The sequence below is a fragment of the Chryseobacterium sp. ON_d1 genome, assembly GCF_006829085.1.
In the GTDB taxonomy this organism is placed as follows: domain Bacteria; phylum Bacteroidota; class Bacteroidia; order Flavobacteriales; family Weeksellaceae; genus Chryseobacterium.
In genome coordinates, this window is sequence record NZ_BJTC01000010.1 from 107,646 (window position 1) to 125,236 (window position 17,591).

The window sequence follows — 17,591 nt, forward strand, 5'->3', positions numbered from 1 at the left end:
AACGTCAGTCTTTATATTAGAAACTGAATTCAATTCTTACAAACAAGAACCTTCCGCCTATACCATATTGGGAAACCTGTCTGGAATAGACAAACTGGTTATCTGCTGTTAATGAACTTATAGCAGGGCTTTTAGAAGGCAAAATATTAAAGATATTATTGCTTCCTACTGTTGCTGAAATATTTTTATTAAAATTATAACCTACTGACAGATCTGTTATCACGCGGCTGTTAAGAACGAAATGCTCTGTACTTCCCGTTACTCCGTCAAAATTGGCATCCAAAACATCTGCATCCGTCACTTTACCAAAGAAAGAATTACGCAGTACGAAAGTAAAACCGGAAACTCTTACAGTATTGCCCAATGTAGCTTTTACACGGGGTACAGCTTCTTCAAAATATATTCTGTTGGGCTCTGAAAAATAATTATTGATCTGACTTACCAGTTTAGGAGATGCATGAATATCCCCTATTCTTTTGGTCTGATTAAAGTTGATTCCCAGGTTATTCTCCAAAGAAACCCCTGATGAGATTTTTGAGTTCTGGGAAATGGTAATATCCAACCCTTTTGTCTGAGAATCTACGGCATTGGCAAAGAAATTGGCTGCGCTGGCTCTTGCGAGATCAAAAGCATCCTGTAGAACGGCCTGATCTGAGCCAGGAGTAAAACTACCATCAGGACGGTAGAAAAGATCAGTCAGTACGACTCTGTCTTTAATCTTTATTAAGTAAGCATCTGCTGTAAAGGTCAGGCTTAATGCCGGGATCTTCCATGTAATTCCTGTGCTGTAGGATTGTGAGGTCTCCTGTTTTAATTTTGGAATACCCAATGCCTGTGCAGCCTCAGAATTATTTCTGAAAGTACCTACCTGTGTTGTCTTTCCCTGCTGAATCAGCGTAGAGGTAGAACTGTAATAGATTTGAGCCAATGAAGGTGCTCTGAACCCTGTAGAAACAGCACCTCTCCAGTTGAGATTGGAAGCCAGTTTTACATTGGTTGCCACCTTATAATTGAACGTAGACCCGAAGTCTGAATAATTCTCATATCGCACAGCCCCTTCCAACAGCCATCTGTCCGTAATTTCCAGTTCTGCATCGGCATAAGCTGCAATACTGTTTCTGTTACCGGAGACTGCATTTTCAGGACTGAATCCCGGAAAAACCTGAGCTCCTGCGGGTCTTACACTTCCAAAAAAATCGGTTACCTTTTGATTTTCAGGAGTTTTAGATGTCACTACACGGCCATAGATATCATAAGAAGCATAAGAATTTTCTTTTCCAGCATTTACTTTATAATTTTCGTGTCGGTATTCACCACCAAATGCAATGTTCAACCCTTTCAGGACATCATATTTTTTGGAGAAATCCAGGTTGACGGTATTTTGTGAAAACTCAGATCCTCCGGCATCAAAAGTTCTTGGAGAACCATCTGTAAGGGATGCATTAAAAGTATTGACAACACCAAAACCGAAAACATTTTTCCCGAATGTATTACTGAAATCCACATTCCATCCATTCCATTTTCCTTTAATTCCGGCAGCAAGGGAATAATCATTTACGGTGGCTTCTATCTGGGGCAGATATCCATTGGGGGTAATTCCATTGATATTTCTTTCATTATTCGGAAGCCTGTAAAATCCTCCCGCATTTCCAAGACGGTAACTGTAGCCTCCAAATGAATAAACTTTCCATTCATCATTAACAGGAATTTCAGAGTTGAAAAAGAGCTGCCCGGACTGTAGTTTTGACTGCCCGGCTCTCAGACTGAAATCTTTTCTCTCCAATCCCCTGTAATTAAGCTCCTGGGAGGTAAAATCTTTACCCAATATTTTTTGAAGCTCAGAAATGCTGTTTGCTCCCGATATTTGAGTTTGAAAATCATTCCCGAAATAATCTACTTTGGTGGCATACTGTTTAATGGTGTTGATAATTTGCTGAGTGTTGGGAGTATTGGTAATATTTTTATAGAGTCCATCAATATTCACTCCATCCTGTAATGCTCTGTAATTAATAGCATTATAAGCATTGAAGATATCACCTTCTCTCACTCCGGCTCTGGAATAAGGATCACGGTATTGAGCAGAACCGGTAACATTAAAAAATCCGGTTTTCCCTATTTTAGCTCCGTAATTGAGATCTACAGAAATCGTCTGCCCGTCTACTCCTCCGGAGAAATTATTGGTAACAGGAGAAGCATATCCTCCTAAAAATACCTGTCCGGAAAGCCCCAATCTTTTTTTCAGCCCAAGGTTTATCACTCCCGCAATAGCATCAGATCCATACTGCGCAGAAGCCCCATCCCTTAAAACCTCTATTTTTTCTAATGCAAAAGCAGGAATAGCATTAAGATCAGTTCCCACAGAACCTCTTCCCGGAGTAAGGGTAACATTAATAAGCGAAGACTGATATCTTCTTTTTCCATTGAGTAAAACTAAAACCTGATCCGGTCCTAATCCCCTCAGGAGAGCTGGGTCTACAAAATCAGTCCCGTCATTCACTGTGTGAGAGGTGGATGAAAATGAGGGTACGATATAATTTAAAGCCTGACTGATATTGTTAGACGGACTTTGTTTTAAAATTTTTGATATATTAATGATATCTACCGGCACAGGAGTATCTGTAAGCGATCTCCCCGAACCTCTTGATCCAAGGATGACCACATCATCTATTTTTTTAGATTGTAAGGTATCTGTCTGCGCATAATAAAATGTAGAAATAAGCGCAATAGAAGGGATAAAAATTCTTTTTTTAAAATTTTGCATAGCGTATGTTGTGTTTTTTGTTGTTAAAAATTGTTTTTTGAGCAATACACATCCTGTAACCCTATATACTAAGGTTACCATAAATTCCGGAATGTTGTATTATTTTTTAGAAATAGAAAAGGCTAGAAACAACAACACATGCGCATGTAGAAATGGCATGAGAACATATCAGAATAATGAAGATTTCCTTCATGATCTGAAGAATAAAAAAATACTAATGTTGGGGGATTTCCCTTGTCTTTAAACATTTGATTCTAACTTTAAAACAAAAATTCAAGATGGGAGTAATGATAGAATGATAAACATTTTTTCCGGGAGATCCGGCTTATCGATTGCAGCACCTTGCTTGTTTTTGCAGGTTGCTATCCCATCTAGAGATTCTTGATAATTACCTGGCAAAGATATGATTATTTCGGAAATAAAAAAATATTTAGCCTAATTTTTCGATTTTCAACATTTTAGCGTAACAAATTATCTTTTTCAGCGTCTAACCTGATAACAGTAAAAACATTATGAAAAAAACGATTTTCGCTTTATCTTTATTAAGTTCTGTTTTTGTTTTTTCACAGGAAAAAAATAATAAACCTCAGGAAAAGCAAATTGAAGGCGTAGTGATCACCAAAACTAAAAAAGCCGTTGAACAAAAAGCAGACCGTACTATTTTTGACTTTTCTGAGCAGCCTCAGCTGAACAACGGAAATGTTCTGGAAGGGATAAAAAAGCTTCCAGGGCTTGTATCTACCGATATTGCAGGAATGATGTACCAGGGAAAAATGCTGGAAGTATACCTTAACGGAAGACCATTGAACATTACCTCCAATGAATTGAACTCCTTCCTTGAAGGGATGCCCGCCAACTCTGTAGAAAGAATAGAAGTAATCACGCAGCCAGGCGCAGAATTTCCGGCAACTTCCGGAGGTGCCATCATGAACATCATCACCAACAAAAATGCAAACAAATACTTAACGGCTACTTATTCAGGAAATTATTCTTTTACAAATTATGACCAATACAGAAGCAGAACTACAAATTCCGTTAATTTAAATGCGAGAAATAAATATTTCGGATGGCAGCTGAATGTAGGGCAGAATTATCGTGAAAGTATGTTGAACGGCCAGCAGGACGAGCTTTTAACAAGTCATACCGATCGATACGGACGTGGATATTTTGCAAAATCCGGATTAACTTTCGATTTGGGACAGGACAGGTTATTACTAAACTACGATATTTACCACAATAATAATGACAACTATACTTTAAGTGACGGGCATGGAGATTTACCTTTCAGAAGAGATCCGAAGGATTTAAGAGAAGCTTTTTATACTTCTTCTGACGTTGCCCATACCAATAATTTGAGACAGGAAGCTGTGGTAACGTATCAGAAACGTTTTGCTGATAAATCTCAAAAACTGGACTTCCAGTTTGGATATACGAGATCAGACAGCAAGTTTTCTCAGGACAATTATTTTCAGGATGGAACATTTGTAAACGATCCCACTGAGCCCCTTGACAGCCCTACCAATGGATTAAAAGACATTCTGAACAATAAATCTGTGATGAATATTGCCAACTTTAAAGTAGATTATGCCCAGCCTATCAAGCTTCTTGACGGAGGGAAAGTAAGCTTTGGTGGTCTATATGAAAGACAGGATTATCACACTGAAAGTTTTGGTTTGACCAATCTTAAATATCAGAGACAGACCGCTTCAACCTATTTAGAATTCCAGGCTAAGCTGAAAAAGTTTGATTTCACATTGGGTTCGCGTGCAGAAAACTATGATATTTCCGGGATAACAAGGTATTTTGATAAAGATGCAAAACTGGTGGAGGCCAATTTGATTCCTTTCAATAAATTTAAGTTTTTTCCGAATGCAAGCGTACAGTATAACATGATGAATCAGGTTTATATTGCCGCGAATTACAACAGAAAAATCAGCCTGCCAAGTATTTCTGCCCTGAACCCGAATAACGTAACATTCTCCGGGCCAAGTACAGAAGTAAACGGTAACCCGAATCTCCAGCCTACTATTTTTGATAATTATGAATTGAAAATATCAGCTTTTGATTATGCGTTTATCGGGTACAGTGTAAGCTCAGCAAGCAATCAGGTAGCACAGATCATCCGAAAAGACGGAAGAAAACTCTTCAATGAGCAGGTGAATATTTCGAATATGAAAATTCACAACTTCAATGTTGGGCTACCGGTTCCTTTTATGATTTTCAGCAAGCCTTTGAGTGAGATCATGAAATTCGATTTCAATCCTGACAAAATCAACTTCATGTACTTATACGCCGGCTATCAGAAACATGAAATCGATAATCTGAATAATAAAGGATTCTGGATTTTCAATATCATGACGCAGATTATTTTGCCTAAAAATATCAAACTGACGGCCAATTACAGTTATCTGACTCCTAAAGCAGGATATTTCTACTTCACTGCAGAGAAGCCGTTCAACAACTCGTTTGATATTACATTAACGAAAAAGTTTATGAACAACCGTCTGACACTTTCTGTTTTTGCCAATGATATTTTCAACGGACAGGTGATGCAGGTACGTTCTAATCCGCCATCAGGAAATCCAGTGATGATCTACAGTAAGTATGACACAAGAAACTTCGGACTTTCCATCAACTATAAAATCCCAACAAGGAATAAACTGGCAAAAGAGGATCCGAATATTTTAAATCAGACCAAAAAAGAAGATACCGGAGGTGTAATGCAGCAGGCACAGTAATTCTTTTTTACAATATATAAATAAAAATAGGCGTAAAATGATTTGTTTGCGCCTATTTTTTTATTTGTTGGATAAGTTTTGGCTAAAGCCAATGGAAGAATATTAACAGATTAAAATGGGCTAAAGCCCGTTCCTATTGATATTGAATTAGTATTATTTGTAAAAACATTTGTGACATTAGTGTTCATCTATATCAAAAATCGATCGTCTGAAATCTCCAGTTCAGTGTGTCTACCAATGTCAGCTGATTAACACTCACCGGAAGATCTGTAATAATTTTCAGGGTTTGAAGCGCCATCATACTTCCTATTACTCCGGGAAGAGCTCCCAATACCCCAAGGCTGTCGCAATCCGGTATATCTTCATCAAATGGCGGCTCCGGGAAAATATTTCTGAGGTTTTTACTTCCATTATGATTAAATACGGCAACCTGCCCTGCAAAACCTAAGATACTCCCATAAACAAGCGTTTTTTTCAGTTGCACGCAGGTATCATTCACCAGATATCTTGTTGAAAAATTGTCTGAACCGTCAATAACAACATCGTACTGAGAAATAATTTCTTCGGCATTATCTTCATTGATTTTTTTTTCAATCCCTTTGAATATAACCTGATGATTGAGTTCTTTTACAAAGGTTTCAGCACTCCTTACTTTGGATAATCCTACTCTGTTTTCCGTATGGATAATCTGCCGGTTCAGATTATGAAGTTCAACCTCATCAAAATCTGCAACACCTAAAGCTCCTACCCCTGCAGCAGCCAGATATTGAATAACAGGACTTCCCAAGCCTCCTGCCCCGATGACAAGAACTTTGGAGAACCTTATCTTCTTTTGTCCTTCCAATCCTATTTCTTCAATAAATATCTGCCGGCTGTACCGTGAAAAATAATCTTCTTTTTTCATACTTTATGATAATTGAACCATTAAGATTCGTGAAGAGTTAAGCTGGGCTTCGCGTTAAAAGATGCTATGTTAAAAATCTTCGATTTTTCTTAATTCAGCTTCACTTCTTCAAAGTCCTTAACGGTTTAAAAATTTTAAAATCCACTGTAAACAGAATCCCAGTCTTTCATCACAGGATCATAGCCTGCCTTTTTGATCATGATTTTAATCTCTTCCATACTTCGTTCATCACTGGTTTCAAACTGTTCCAGAGATTCTTTATCTACAGCGTAACCTCCCGGATTGGTTTTTGAACCCGCACTCATGGCCGTTGCTCCAAGAGACACAATATTGTTTCTGAACACTTCATTTTCTCTGGTAGAAATAGAGATCTCAAGATCTTCATTCCAGATTCTGTAGGCACAAATCAGCTGAAGAAGATCTCTATCTTCCATAATAAAATTGGGCTCAATAATTCCTTCAGCGGGTCTGAGCCTTGGAAAGGAAACCGAAAACTTACTTTTCCAGTATTGTTTCTGAAGATAATCGATGTGTAAGGCATTGAAAAAGCTGTCCACTCTCCAGTCTTCCAGTCCAAGCAGGACTCCCAGCCCTATTTTATGAATTCCTGCTCTTCCTATCCTGTCAGGAGTTTCCAGGCGGAAATGGAAGTTTGATTTTTTACCTTTCGGATGGTATTCCCTGTAGACATCCTCATGATAGGTTTCCTGATAGACCAATACGGAATGTACTCCTTCTTCATGAAGCAGTTTATATTCTTCTTCCATTAAAGGCTGAACTTCGATGGAAATATTGGAAAAATGAGGCTTTAGTTTACGGACAGCATTTTGAAAATAAGGTACACCTACTATTTTATTGGCCTCACCGCTTACCAGCAGTACATGATTCACACCCATTGATTTCAGAACTGATGCTTCTATCATCAGCTCCGTATCGGAGAGGGTTTTCCTTTTCAGATGATTATCAAGACTGAATCCGCAGTACGTACAGATATTCTGGCATTCATTACTGAGGTACAGTGGGGCATAAAGCTGAATGGTTTTTCCAAATCGTTTCTGGGTAAGTGTCCTCGTCATCACTGCCATCATTTCCAGTTCCTGAGAAGCAGCTGGCGAAAGGAAATTAAGAAAATCCTCAATTGTTTTGTTTTTCTTCTGAAGACTGTATCTTACATCAGCCAGGCTTACTTTTTCAAGCTTATCCTTTACCTCATCCCATTGGTAGTTTTCAAAAACCTCTTTAAAGCTTTTCATAATCTTAATTTATTCAAATAAAAACGAAGTCAGCGGACTTGAAGCTTCAGCGTGACTGGAAATGGCTCCCAACCCCGATTCAAAAGCCCTTCTTCCGGCAATAACTCCTTCTTTAAAAGCGACCGCCATATTAAGTGAATTCCCGGCAACAGCAATGGCAGTATTCACCAAAACGGCATCCGCTCCCATTTCCATAGCTTTTGCAGCATCAGATGGTGCCCCTATTCCTGCATCTACCACCACAGGAACGTTGCTCTGGCTGATGATTATTTCAAGAAAGTCCTGTGTTTTTAATCCTTTATTCGTTCCAATAGGTGCTCCCAAAGGCATAACCACTGCTGTGCCGGCGTCTTCAAGCCGTTTGCACAGAACCGGGTCAGCATGAATGTAAGGCATTACTATAAATCCTAATTTAGCCAGTTCTTCAGTGGCATATAAGGTTTCAATGGGGTCTGGCAGTAAATATTTCGGATCCGGATGAATTTCCAGTTTTACCCAGTTGGTTTCCAGAGCTTCTCTCGCTAATTGCGCTGCCAATACTGCTTCTTTTGCGGTTCTGGCTCCGGAAGTATTAGGAAGAAGATGAACATTAGTCTCTTTTAATGAATCAAGCAGATCATCCCCGCTGGATTGGGCATCAATTCTTTTGAGCGCCATAGTTACCATATCGGTTTCTGATGCGATAACAGACTGTACCATATCTCTCATACTTCCGAATTTTCCTGTTCCTAAAAACAGTCTTGATTCAAAAGTTCTTCCTGCTATTTCTAATTTCTGATGGTTCATATCATTACTTTTTTTAATTCGTTAATAATCGCTGGCTGCCTGGTAATAATCCCGGAAACCGCAACACCATAAATTCCAATTTCCTGTAATGGTAAAATATCTTCAGGGTTAACGCTACCGATTGCAAATATTTTAGGAATTTCTATTGATCTATCTTTTAACCCTTCAACGATATTCCGATATCCTTCAAATCCAAGAACAGGGCTTAGCTTTTCTTTAGTTGTCGTAAATCTCAATGGCCCCAAACCAATGTAGTCACAGGGTTCTTTAATTCTCCGGATCACATCTGAAAGCGTATTTGCTGTTCCGCCAATAATGCTGTTTTCACCTAAGACCAGCCTCGCTTCATCAACAGAGCAATCATCTAGTCCTAAATGCACACCTTCAGCATCGATCTCTTTAGCTATTTGTACATGGTCGTTGATGATGCAAACCGCCTGATATTCTGAACAAAGTTTCTTTGAAGTTTCACAAAGGCTGATTAATTCATTTTCAGGCGCATTTTTCCATCGTACCTGAACCCATTGGATTCCGTTATCCAAAGCGTTACGGATATGCAGTTCCTGTTCCTGCATTGTATTTCCCTGCGATATGTATTGTAATTTTTCCATATTTTCTATGAATGTGTTCCCAGTAAAGAGGGATTGCTTTTTAAAAATTTTCCGATGTATAATTTTCCGTTCCGGCAGGCCGCTTCCATATCTTTCCCTTTCGCAAGTTCTGCAGTAATGGCTGAGGATAAAACACATCCTGAACCATGTTTAGGAAAATATACTGTATTGTTTTCGGCTGGAACGAAAAGAGTTTCTTTTCCGTTTTCAACTAAAATATCCGTTCCCAACAGATCTTTTCTATGCCCTCCTTTCATCAGCAATGCGCACTGATAGGTATCCGGTAGAAGATTATTTTCCTTTAAAACATTGTATTCATTATAATTCGGAGTTATTAAACTGAGCTTATTAATGGTATTTTTTAATTGAGGAAGTGTTTCAAGATCAAAAAAAGTGAATTCAGAAGTACTTTTCAGAACAGGATCCCAAACGATTTTAACTTCAGAATTATTCTTTTGAACTGTTTGTACAATTTTGCTTAAAAATTCAGCATCCTTTACAATTCCAATTTTTACTGCTGAAACGGGATAATTTTCCATCAATATCTCAATGGCTTCACTTACTTGCTCTATAGGACGCCATTCTAAACTCAGGCATTGGGAAGCTGTTTGCAATGTCAGTGCAGTACATACTCCCAATCCCATTACTTTGGATTGTTCAAAAGTTTTATGATCTGATAATAAGCCTGCTCCACCACTCGGATCGAAACCTGCAATACTTATGACATAAGGACGTTCCTGCATTTTCTGAATACTTTTAAAGGTTCTTCACTTTCCCAGACAGCACCTAACAGCGCTGCTCCGTCTGCACCTGATTCGAAGACTTCATGAATATTATCCTGATCAATTCCTCCAAGGGCAATTAATTTGACATCCGGATTATTCCTGTGTTTTATTTCTTCCTTAATGGTTGAATTCAATCCATATCCTTTTTTGGATATACTTGGAAAGAACGGGCTTATGAAAGCATATTCCCATTCTTTATCCAAAGTATTGTAGGTTGTGATATCGTGTACTGAAGTTGAAATGGTATTTTCTTTCACAAAAGACTTATACATTTCTTCCTGCCGATCAATTTCCCTGAAATGGAACCTTGAGATCTGATATTCCTTTCCAAGATCATAATGCGTATGCAGCACCAGCTGTGAATGAAAAGTTTCATCAATTTTACTGATCAATTCAATCATTTCATTCCGGCTGATCCATGGCTTTCGGATATGAAGCAGATCAAGACCTTCCTGAAACATTTCATTAATAATATCCGTTTCCTCAGGAAAGATCATTTCAGGGGTGATAACAAGGATCATATATAGATTTCTTTTCCTTTTTCAATAAATTCCTGCGATTTATCCAGCATTCCTTTTTCTGCAGATTCACGAATTTCCTGGGTGATTTTCATAGAACAGAATTTCGGTCCGCACATAGAACAGAAATGGGCAATTTTTGCTCCTTCTGCCGGAAGAGTTTCATCATGATACGCTCTTGCTGTTTCGGGATCTAATGAAAGATTGAACTGGTCTTCCCATCTGAATTCAAATCTTGCTTTACTTAATGCATTGTCTCTGTATTGTGCGCCTGGATGACCTTTTGCCAAATCTGCCGCATGGGCTGCCAGTTTATAGGTGATCACCCCAACTTTTACATCATCTTTATTCGGAAGTCCCAAATGTTCCTTCGGTGTTACATAGCAAAGCATGGCACAGCCAAACCATCCGATCATAGCTGCTCCGATTCCGGAAGTAATATGATCATACCCCGGTGCAATATCCGTGGTTAAAGGGCCTAAGGTATAAAACGGGGCTTCATGGCATTCTTTCAGCTGTTTATCCATATTTTCCTTGATCATGTGCATCGGAACGTGTCCAGGACCTTCAATCATTACCTGCACATTATGCTTCCAGGCAATTTTAGTCAGTTCACCTAACGTTTCCAGCTCTGCAAACTGTGCTGCATCATTGGCATCTGCAATAGATCCCGGGCGAAGACCATCTCCCAAAGAGAAAGCCACGTCGTATTTTTTCATGATCTCACAAATCTCTTCAAAATGGGTATACAGGAAGCTTTCTTTATGATGAAACAGACACCATTTTGCCATAATCGATCCTCCTCTGGATACAATTCCGGTTACTCTGTTAGCTGTCAAGTGAATATATCTTAATAAAACCCCTGCGTGGATGGTGAAATAAGAAACTCCCTGCTCAGCCTGTTCAATCAGCGTATCTCTGAAGATTTCCCATGTAAGATCTTCCGGAACACCTTTCACTTTTTCCAATGCCTGATAAATAGGAACGGTACCTATCGGAACCGGACTGTTTCTGATGATCCATTCTCTTGTTTCATGAATATTTTTCCCTGTAGAAAGGTCCATAATGGTATCTGCTCCCCATCGGCAAGCCCAGACCGCTTTTTCCACCTCCTCTTCAATACTGGATGAAACGGCACTGTTTCCGATATTGGCATTGATCTTTACCAGGAAATTTCTCCCGATAATCATCGGTTCACTTTCCGGATGGTTGATGTTATTCGGAATGATGGCTCTTCCTGCAGCAATTTCGTCTCTTACAAATTCCGGAGTGATCTTATTTTTCGGAGTATTCGCTCCAAAGCTGTGTCCCGGATGTTGAAAGCTCATTTCTTTAGATACGGAATCCAGCTGCTCTATCCTTTGGTTTTCTCTGATCGCCACATATTCCATTTCCGGAGTGATTATTCCCTGTTTGGCATAATAAAGCTGGGTAAGTTCTTTTCCTTCTTTGGCCACTTTAGGTTTATGGTCATAGGAAAACCTCAGTTCATCAAGACGTGGATCTGCCAAACGGGCTTTCCCGTATTCAGAAGTAATTCCGTCCAGGATATTCACATCATTCCTATCCAGAATCCATTGCTCTCTGATTCTCGGAAGTCCTTTCTGAATATCAATGGTTGCATTTTCATCGGTGTAAGGCCCTGAAGTATCATAAATTGTTACCGGAGCATTATGTTCAAAGCCGCCATTGGTCAGTTTGGTCGGACTAAGCTGTATTTCACGCATGGCTACATTGATAGGATGTAATATTCCTTCAACATAGATTTTCTTTGAGTTCGGAAATGGCGAACATGTAATGGAGTGAGCCATAAGTATTGGTATTTAATATGAGAATTAACCGCCCTGAGTGGCAGTGATGATTAAAATAGAATCGTTATTACTGAGGATGGTTTCCGCCCAGGCGGACAGTGGAATAATACGGTTGTTAAGAGCTACAGCGATGCCCTTTCTCTTTCCTGGCAGCTCAATAGCCAGTAATGCCTCCAGATTTTCGGGAAGTACATCGAATGTTTTTCGGGTGTGGTTGATTATAAGTTCCATTCCTAAATAAATTAAATCACTTCAGGAATGGCCATTATTGTACAATAGAATGTACAGCAAAAGTCATCTACTTTTCCCTACGCTGGTATGATCCAGATCAGGTTCAAAGGGTAAAGTCTCAGTCTGTTGGCAACAGACACCCCTAAAGTTTGAGACGAAGTTAGGCATTTTCTCAGAATACACAAAATTTCATATTTCAAAAAAACAAAAAAGCGATGAATGAACACCGCTTTTTAATTAAAGATATCTTGTTTTATTTTTATTTCTTAATTATTTTAACAGACTGTTGAGTTCCGTCTTTCATATCTAAAATCAGAATATAAACACCTGCTGAAAGATCCTGTAATCTTACTGTAGCTTGCGGATAATCAATTGTTCTGATTAATTTCCCTGAAAGATCAAGTACTTTAGCAGATTTTACCAATTCAGGCTTATGGACATTGATAATTTCCGAGAATGGGTTCGGATAAACTTTCACATCGCCTTTGGCACCGGTTTCAGAAATTCCTAAACAAGCTACCGCATCAACAGTTGCCGTTATCTGCTGACGTGAAGATTCACACTCTGTTAAAATTCCCCAATTGTAGAAAAAGTAAAAATATGCTGCACCCAAACTACTGCCAGTGATGTCTACAACACCTGGGAAAGAATATGGAAATGCTAAATTCGTACTATCTCTATACATATTCGTGACTCCAGTCCATGCACCAACACCTAATCTATAGTTACTACCTGGCGGGATAACAAAGTCCAGGGTTATTGTTTGTGGTATAGAATTAGCCGTGGAATTATGCCCCACTACATTTACTACTTTAGATGCAATTACAGTACCTGATGAATTTCTTAGCTCTACGGTAACGGTACCTGGTGTACCATCAGTTGAAGAATATGGAAATACATCTACTGTTTTTAATGTAAAAGTTGAATATACAGAAAATATCATATATGAACTTAAACCTCCTCCAGTTGATGCTCCACTTTCAATGATCTTTTTTCCAACCAATCCCTGCGTCTCTTTCATTGCACTTACCCAATAATTGGTTGTAGTGGTAAGTGATGGTGTAGTGTATGAATTTCCACTTGCTATTGAAGTTCCTCCTGTTGGAACATCATACCATTTTACAGTTGCTCCAGCATCAGCTGTAGCATTTAAAGTTGCGGAGGTTCCAGGGCAAACTGTTGCTCCTGCTGTCGAAAGTATATTGGACGGCTGACAAGGTGTATTTAAAAGTATTGGTAAAGCAGACCATTCACTATAATTTCCAGCCCCACAATTAGACCTTACCCAAACATAATATGAAGTGGTACTTGCCAACGAATTAATTGTTGCTGATGTCCCTGTAATATTAGTTTGTGTTGGAGTTGTAGTACTTGTCGGTGCAATATTGGTAGTATTATAGTATACATCATAAGTCGCAGGAGATGGCATCGGAGCGGTCCAGTTAACAGTAACTGAATTGGGAGTAGATGACCCCGTTGTTAAAGTTGGAGCAAAACAAGTAGGAGGAGTCCATGTATAAGTAAATCCTGCCGGAGGCATTCCTGCTGTAGAAGTAGAAGCAGTACTTGTATATTGTGTACTTGTGTTAGCTGTTCCGGGAGTTGAGCTGGTAAATGCTAATGTACTTGCATTTAAACGATTATTATAATCAGAGTTTGATGCCCCACGAAGCCCAACCTGAACAGTTCCTAAAACATTAGTAGAACCAATGGCAAATGCTCCGCTATTGTAAACCATATCAATAACATTAGTCGTTTCTTTCAATCTAATTTGAAAAGAAAACGCATAGGCAGATGTAGAAGAAGTTCCGTATGCAGGTCTAAAATTGGTCCATTGAATCACCATCTCTCTATTAGGTGCAGTTCCTACAACATCCGTTCTGATATCACCTGTAATTCCACCTAAATTAGCAAATGTATTTAAACCTTTACCAAAAACAGAAATCGCTCCTTCATAAGCCTCCGTTGATGATATAGGAACAGAATTTGACGTACTGGGAGCTGTAGTTCCGAAAGTGATATAGCCATTGGAAGAGATCTTAATACTGGTGTAAACAGTACCATTATAATTAAAATTAAAAGGCAACGCCACATCATAAGGCGTTACTTGATATAAACTTTCCGTTCCTGAGTTTGCTGTAGCGGTTCCTAAAACAGTTCCTCCTGTAACCGTTGTAAAAGTCCCTGTAGACTGAGCAAACGAATAGGCTTTTGCCTGAGCACTCACCAATGAATGTGCCCCTGACAACAACAGAGAGCAAAGTGTCAGTATTCTAAAATTCTGTTTTCTGAAATGTTTAAAAATGTTTAAATTGTAAAGTAGCTTCATAAATGTAAATTTGGAAGCACTAATATATAAAAATTTACAAAAAAATCAACGTAAATTAAAATTCAATACAAAAAAATTAAATTTATTTGTAATAAATTAAAAAACACAAAACGAAAACTATTTATTAATAAAAATATATTAAATAAAAAAAGAGTAGCATTGTGCTACTCTTTTACAGTCATTTAATTTAATATTTTTTAAAATTAAATAAATTTTCTATTCACAAGCTCTCCAGATCGCATCATTCTGCGGAACAGGAGCTATGATTTCTATGTTTTCTTTAGTAACCGGATGAATAAATTCCAGTTTTCTGGCGTGAAGATTAATACCTCCATCCGGATTAGAGCGAGGTGCTCCATATTTTAAGTCTCCTTTAATGGGAACTCCTGTTTTAGACAGCTGAGCCCTGATCTGATGATGTCTTCCCGTTTCAAGGTCAATTTCCAGCAACAAATAATTGTCTAATGTTTTGATTACATGATACGTCAGGATTGCTTCTTTGGCTCCTTCCGTAGCTTTTGGAAAAACAATGGCTTTATTATTTTTTTCGTTTTTCTTTAAATAATGAACCAGCCTTTGGCTTTGCGGAATCAATTCTTTTCCCACGACTGCCCAATATGTTTTTTTCACTTCACGGTTTTTCACCATCTGCGTAAGCCGGGAAAGTGCTTTAGATGTTTTTGCATAGATCACCAGCCCGGAAGTAGGCCTGTCTATACGATGCACCAAGCCGAGAAAAACATTTCCCGGCTTAGCATCTCTTATTTTTATAAAGTTCTTGATGGATTCTAATAGTGATTCATCACCGGTCTTATCACCCTGAACAAGTTGTCCGACTTTTTTATTGACCACCAGAAGATGATTGTCCTCATATATAATCTGCTCCTTCATACCTCTTCAGTTTATCTTCTTCTATTAGATAATGACAGGATAATTCCTGCAAGAAGCCCAACTGTTTTGATGGCTGAAAGTTTTGAGCCTTCCGGAATGAATGCTCCAAATACACAGATTGCGGCGGCGGCATACATCGCATAGACAAAATTCTTATTCGTAAGTAACGGAGCCTGAATAAAGAAGCTCGCTCCGATCAAAACATAAAAAACTTTTCTTGAAAGCAAATGATTAATTTCCGGAGAAAATAGATTAAACCAGCCCACAGCAAGACAAATCAAGGCTGCGATAGATAATATTCCCTGGACAGACTGTTGATTTTGCATAGATTAATAGCTTTCGTTTTCGTTTGGAAACTCTACACTTTTTACATCTTTTACATATTGGGAAACAGCTCCTGTAATTTCTGTGTAAAGGTCAAGATATCTTCTCAGGAATTTCGGGCTGAACCCTTTGTTCATTCCCACCATATCATGATATACCAAAACCTGTCCGTCACAATGTGCTCCGGCTCCGATTCCGATCGTTGGAATGGAAATACTGTCTGTCACTTTCTTTGCTAAATCTGCAGGAATTTTCTCCAATACGACTGAGAAACACCCCAGTTCTTCCAATAACTGTGCATCAGCAATCAGTTTTTCAGCTTCTGCCTCTTCTTTTGCTCTTACTTTATACGTTCCGAATTTATAGATCGACTGTGGTGTTAATCCCAAATGTCCCATTACCGGAATTCCGGCATTGATGATTTTTTTAATTGATTTGGAAATTTCTTTTCCGCCTTCAATTTTTACAGCATGTGCCCCACCTTCTTTCATCATTCTTACCGCAGATTCCAATGCTTTTTCAGGATTACTCTGATAGGTCCCGAAAGGCAGATCCGCTACCACCAAAGCTCTGTCGGTTCCTCTTACCACACTTTGAGCATGATAGATCATTTGATCCAGCGTAATGGGTAATGTAGTTTCAAAACCGGCCATTACATTCGCTGCAGAGTCTCCAATCAAAATAGCATCTACTCCGCCCGCATCTACCATCTTTGCTGTGGTAAAATCATAAGCCGTAAGCATTGTTATTTTCTCCTTGTCGAATTTCATTTTACGCAAGGTTTCAGTCGTAACTTTTTTAATTTCAGAGTGAACAGACATAATTTATCTATTTTTAAAAGTTAAAAAGTCGGCCTGAGCCGACTTAAGTTTTGTATGATTTTTATAAAACTACGTGACCGAGTTTCATGAGTTTATCGTGATTTAAAATCTTGATATTTCTTCCGTCCACTTCAATCAGGTTATCCTGCTTGAATTCAGAGATCAGACGGATGGCACTTTCTGTGGCAGTGCCGATAATGTTGGCAATTTCTTCTCTCGTCAATGAGATTTTGATGAACCCTTCAGGATCTACTCCCAGTTTCTGCTCCAGAAGCAGCAGGATTTCTGCCAGTCTTTCTCTTACCGTTTTCTGAGCAAGGAAAGTAATGGTATTGGATGATTCTCCCAATTCGTAAGAAATTTTCTGAAGCATTACGAAAGACAGCTGTGGATCTACTTCCAGAAGATACATGAAGATATCAGCAGGTAAAAAAACACATTCGATATCTGTCATGGCTTCAGCTTTAGCCTGGAAATTTTCCCCGCAAAGCAAAGAACGATAGCCAATAATATCCCCTTCTTTGATAAACCTTAAAATCTGGTCTTTCCCGAATGCTCCTGATTTTGAAAGTTTGGCAGCACCTTTTTCCAGGACAAACACTCCTTTGGGAGTTTCTCCATCCTCGAAAATGGTTTCATGTTTCTGAAAACTCAGTTTCTTTTTGCCATTAATATATTTTTCAAAATCTGCGCTAGAAAGTCTTTCCTTAAATGATTTATCATTAAAAACTCTGGCGAACCTCTCTTCAATTGCTATCTGTTGTTCCTGCGGCATTTTATATGATATTTATCACAAAAATAGAACTTTTTAACGCGATAAACAAAAAA

At 38.6% G+C, this 17,591-nt stretch carries 15 protein-coding genes and 2 riboswitches; of the genes, 1 reads left to right on the forward strand and 14 read right to left on the reverse strand.

All coding sequences use genetic code 11. From position 1 onward, the window contains the following. Positions 1–16 precede the first annotated feature (16 nt). Positions 17–2,761, reverse strand: coding sequence for a TonB-dependent siderophore receptor (locus CRS_RS16385; RefSeq protein WP_228451281.1), 2,745 nt, complete (start codon positions 2,759–2,761; stop codon positions 17–19). Positions 2,762–3,056: 295 nt separating this feature from the next. Then, positions 3,057–3,154: riboswitch (SAM-I-IV-variant riboswitch) on the reverse strand. 119 nt (positions 3,155–3,273) lie between these two features. On the opposite strand from CRS_RS16385, the gene CRS_RS16390 reads away from it, so the two are divergent. Further along, a complete protein-coding gene (locus CRS_RS16390; protein WP_142725097.1) occupies positions 3,274–5,499 on the forward strand; it encodes an outer membrane beta-barrel protein in 2,226 nt (741 codons plus the stop codon). A 193-nt stretch (positions 5,500–5,692) separates the two neighbouring features. On the opposite strand, the gene CRS_RS16395 is transcribed toward CRS_RS16390, so the two are convergent. From CRS_RS16395 to CRS_RS16455, 13 genes are all read right to left on the reverse strand, one after another. After that, a complete protein-coding gene (locus CRS_RS16395) occupies positions 5,693–6,403 on the reverse strand; it encodes a HesA/MoeB/ThiF family protein (RefSeq protein ID WP_142725098.1) in 711 nt (236 codons plus the stop codon). A 134-nt stretch (positions 6,404–6,537) separates the two neighbouring features. Beyond that, on the reverse strand, positions 6,538–7,656 hold the full coding sequence (gene thiH, locus CRS_RS16400) for a 2-iminoacetate synthase ThiH (protein ID WP_142725099.1): 1,119 nt from the start codon (positions 7,654–7,656) through the stop codon (positions 6,538–6,540). A gap of 9 nt (positions 7,657–7,665) precedes the next feature. Then, complete coding sequence (locus CRS_RS16405) at positions 7,666–8,442, reverse strand: thiazole synthase (protein WP_142725100.1); 777 nt, start codon at positions 8,440–8,442, stop codon at positions 7,666–7,668. Then, on the reverse strand, positions 8,439–9,053 hold the full coding sequence (locus CRS_RS16410) for a thiamine phosphate synthase (RefSeq protein WP_142725101.1): 615 nt from the start codon (positions 9,051–9,053) through the stop codon (positions 8,439–8,441). The genes CRS_RS16405 and CRS_RS16410 overlap by 4 nt, the downstream gene beginning before the upstream one ends. A 5-nt stretch (positions 9,054–9,058) precedes the next feature. Next, entirely contained in the window at positions 9,059–9,796 is a 738-nt protein-coding gene (locus CRS_RS16415) for a hydroxymethylpyrimidine/phosphomethylpyrimidine kinase (RefSeq protein ID WP_142725102.1), read from the reverse strand. Then, complete coding sequence (locus tag CRS_RS16420) at positions 9,772–10,359, reverse strand: thiamine phosphate synthase (RefSeq protein ID WP_142725103.1); 588 nt, start codon at positions 10,357–10,359, stop codon at positions 9,772–9,774. Before CRS_RS16420 ends, CRS_RS16415 begins: the two co-directional genes overlap by 25 nt. Beyond that, positions 10,356–12,167 (reverse strand): phosphomethylpyrimidine synthase ThiC, encoded by a 1,812-nt coding sequence (gene thiC, locus CRS_RS16425; protein WP_142725104.1) that lies wholly within the window; start codon positions 12,165–12,167, stop codon positions 10,356–10,358. The genes CRS_RS16420 and thiC overlap by 4 nt, the downstream gene beginning before the upstream one ends. A gap of 24 nt (positions 12,168–12,191) precedes the next feature. Further along, complete coding sequence (gene thiS / locus CRS_RS16430; protein ID WP_142725105.1) at positions 12,192–12,398, reverse strand: sulfur carrier protein ThiS; 207 nt, start codon at positions 12,396–12,398, stop codon at positions 12,192–12,194. A gap of 57 nt (positions 12,399–12,455) precedes the next feature. Beyond that, positions 12,456–12,552: riboswitch (TPP riboswitch) on the reverse strand. Between the two features lie 105 nt (positions 12,553–12,657). Next, a complete protein-coding gene (locus CRS_RS16435) occupies positions 12,658–14,727 on the reverse strand; it encodes a T9SS type A sorting domain-containing protein (protein ID WP_142725106.1) in 2,070 nt (689 codons plus the stop codon). A gap of 216 nt (positions 14,728–14,943) precedes the next feature. Further along, positions 14,944–15,618: an RluA family pseudouridine synthase gene (locus tag CRS_RS16440; protein WP_142725107.1), complete on the reverse strand. Its 675-nt coding sequence runs from the start codon at positions 15,616–15,618 to the stop codon at positions 14,944–14,946. A gap of 11 nt (positions 15,619–15,629) precedes the next feature. Continuing rightward, complete coding sequence (locus CRS_RS16445) at positions 15,630–15,944, reverse strand: hypothetical protein (RefSeq protein ID WP_142725108.1); 315 nt, start codon at positions 15,942–15,944, stop codon at positions 15,630–15,632. 3 nt (positions 15,945–15,947) lie between these two features. Beyond that, positions 15,948–16,763 carry a 3-methyl-2-oxobutanoate hydroxymethyltransferase gene (gene panB, locus CRS_RS16450; RefSeq protein WP_142725109.1) on the reverse strand — a complete coding sequence of 272 codons (816 nt, stop codon included), beginning with the start codon at positions 16,761–16,763 and terminating at the stop codon, positions 15,948–15,950. 61 nt (positions 16,764–16,824) lie between these two features. Further along, complete coding sequence (locus tag CRS_RS16455) at positions 16,825–17,538, reverse strand: Crp/Fnr family transcriptional regulator (RefSeq protein WP_142725110.1); 714 nt, start codon at positions 17,536–17,538, stop codon at positions 16,825–16,827. Between the last annotated feature and the right edge of the window lie 53 nt (positions 17,539–17,591).

Excerpts from the sequence above, each read along its gene's own strand:
- CRS_RS16385 (WP_228451281.1), bottom strand. The coding sequence starts at position 2,761 with ATGCAAAATTTTAAAAAAAGAATTTTTATCCCTTCTATTGCGCTTATT.
- CRS_RS16390 (WP_142725097.1), top strand. The coding sequence starts at position 3,274 with ATGAAAAAAACGATTTTCGCTTTATCTTTATTAAGTTCTGTTTTTGTT.
- CRS_RS16395 (WP_142725098.1), bottom strand. The coding sequence starts at position 6,403 with ATGAAAAAAGAAGATTATTTTTCACGGTACAGCCGGCAGATATTTATT.
- thiH (WP_142725099.1), bottom strand. The coding sequence starts at position 7,656 with ATGAAAAGCTTTAAAGAGGTTTTTGAAAACTACCAATGGGATGAGGTA.
- CRS_RS16405 (WP_142725100.1), bottom strand. The coding sequence starts at position 8,442 with ATGAACCATCAGAAATTAGAAATAGCAGGAAGAACTTTTGAATCAAGA.
- CRS_RS16410 (WP_142725101.1), bottom strand. The coding sequence starts at position 9,053 with ATGGAAAAATTACAATACATATCGCAGGGAAATACAATGCAGGAACAG.
- CRS_RS16415 (WP_142725102.1), bottom strand. The coding sequence starts at position 9,796 with ATGCAGGAACGTCCTTATGTCATAAGTATTGCAGGTTTCGATCCGAGT.
- CRS_RS16420 (WP_142725103.1), bottom strand. The coding sequence starts at position 10,359 with ATGATCCTTGTTATCACCCCTGAAATGATCTTTCCTGAGGAAACGGAT.
- thiC (WP_142725104.1), bottom strand. The coding sequence starts at position 12,167 with ATGGCTCACTCCATTACATGTTCGCCATTTCCGAACTCAAAGAAAATC.
- thiS (WP_142725105.1), bottom strand. The coding sequence starts at position 12,398 with ATGGAACTTATAATCAACCACACCCGAAAAACATTCGATGTACTTCCC.
- CRS_RS16435 (WP_142725106.1), bottom strand. The coding sequence starts at position 14,727 with ATGAAGCTACTTTACAATTTAAACATTTTTAAACATTTCAGAAAACAG.
- CRS_RS16440 (WP_142725107.1), bottom strand. The coding sequence starts at position 15,618 with ATGAAGGAGCAGATTATATATGAGGACAATCATCTTCTGGTGGTCAAT.
- CRS_RS16445 (WP_142725108.1), bottom strand. The coding sequence starts at position 15,944 with ATGCAAAATCAACAGTCTGTCCAGGGAATATTATCTATCGCAGCCTTG.
- panB (WP_142725109.1), bottom strand. The coding sequence starts at position 16,763 with ATGTCTGTTCACTCTGAAATTAAAAAAGTTACGACTGAAACCTTGCGT.
- CRS_RS16455 (WP_142725110.1), bottom strand. The coding sequence starts at position 17,538 with ATGCCGCAGGAACAACAGATAGCAATTGAAGAGAGGTTCGCCAGAGTT.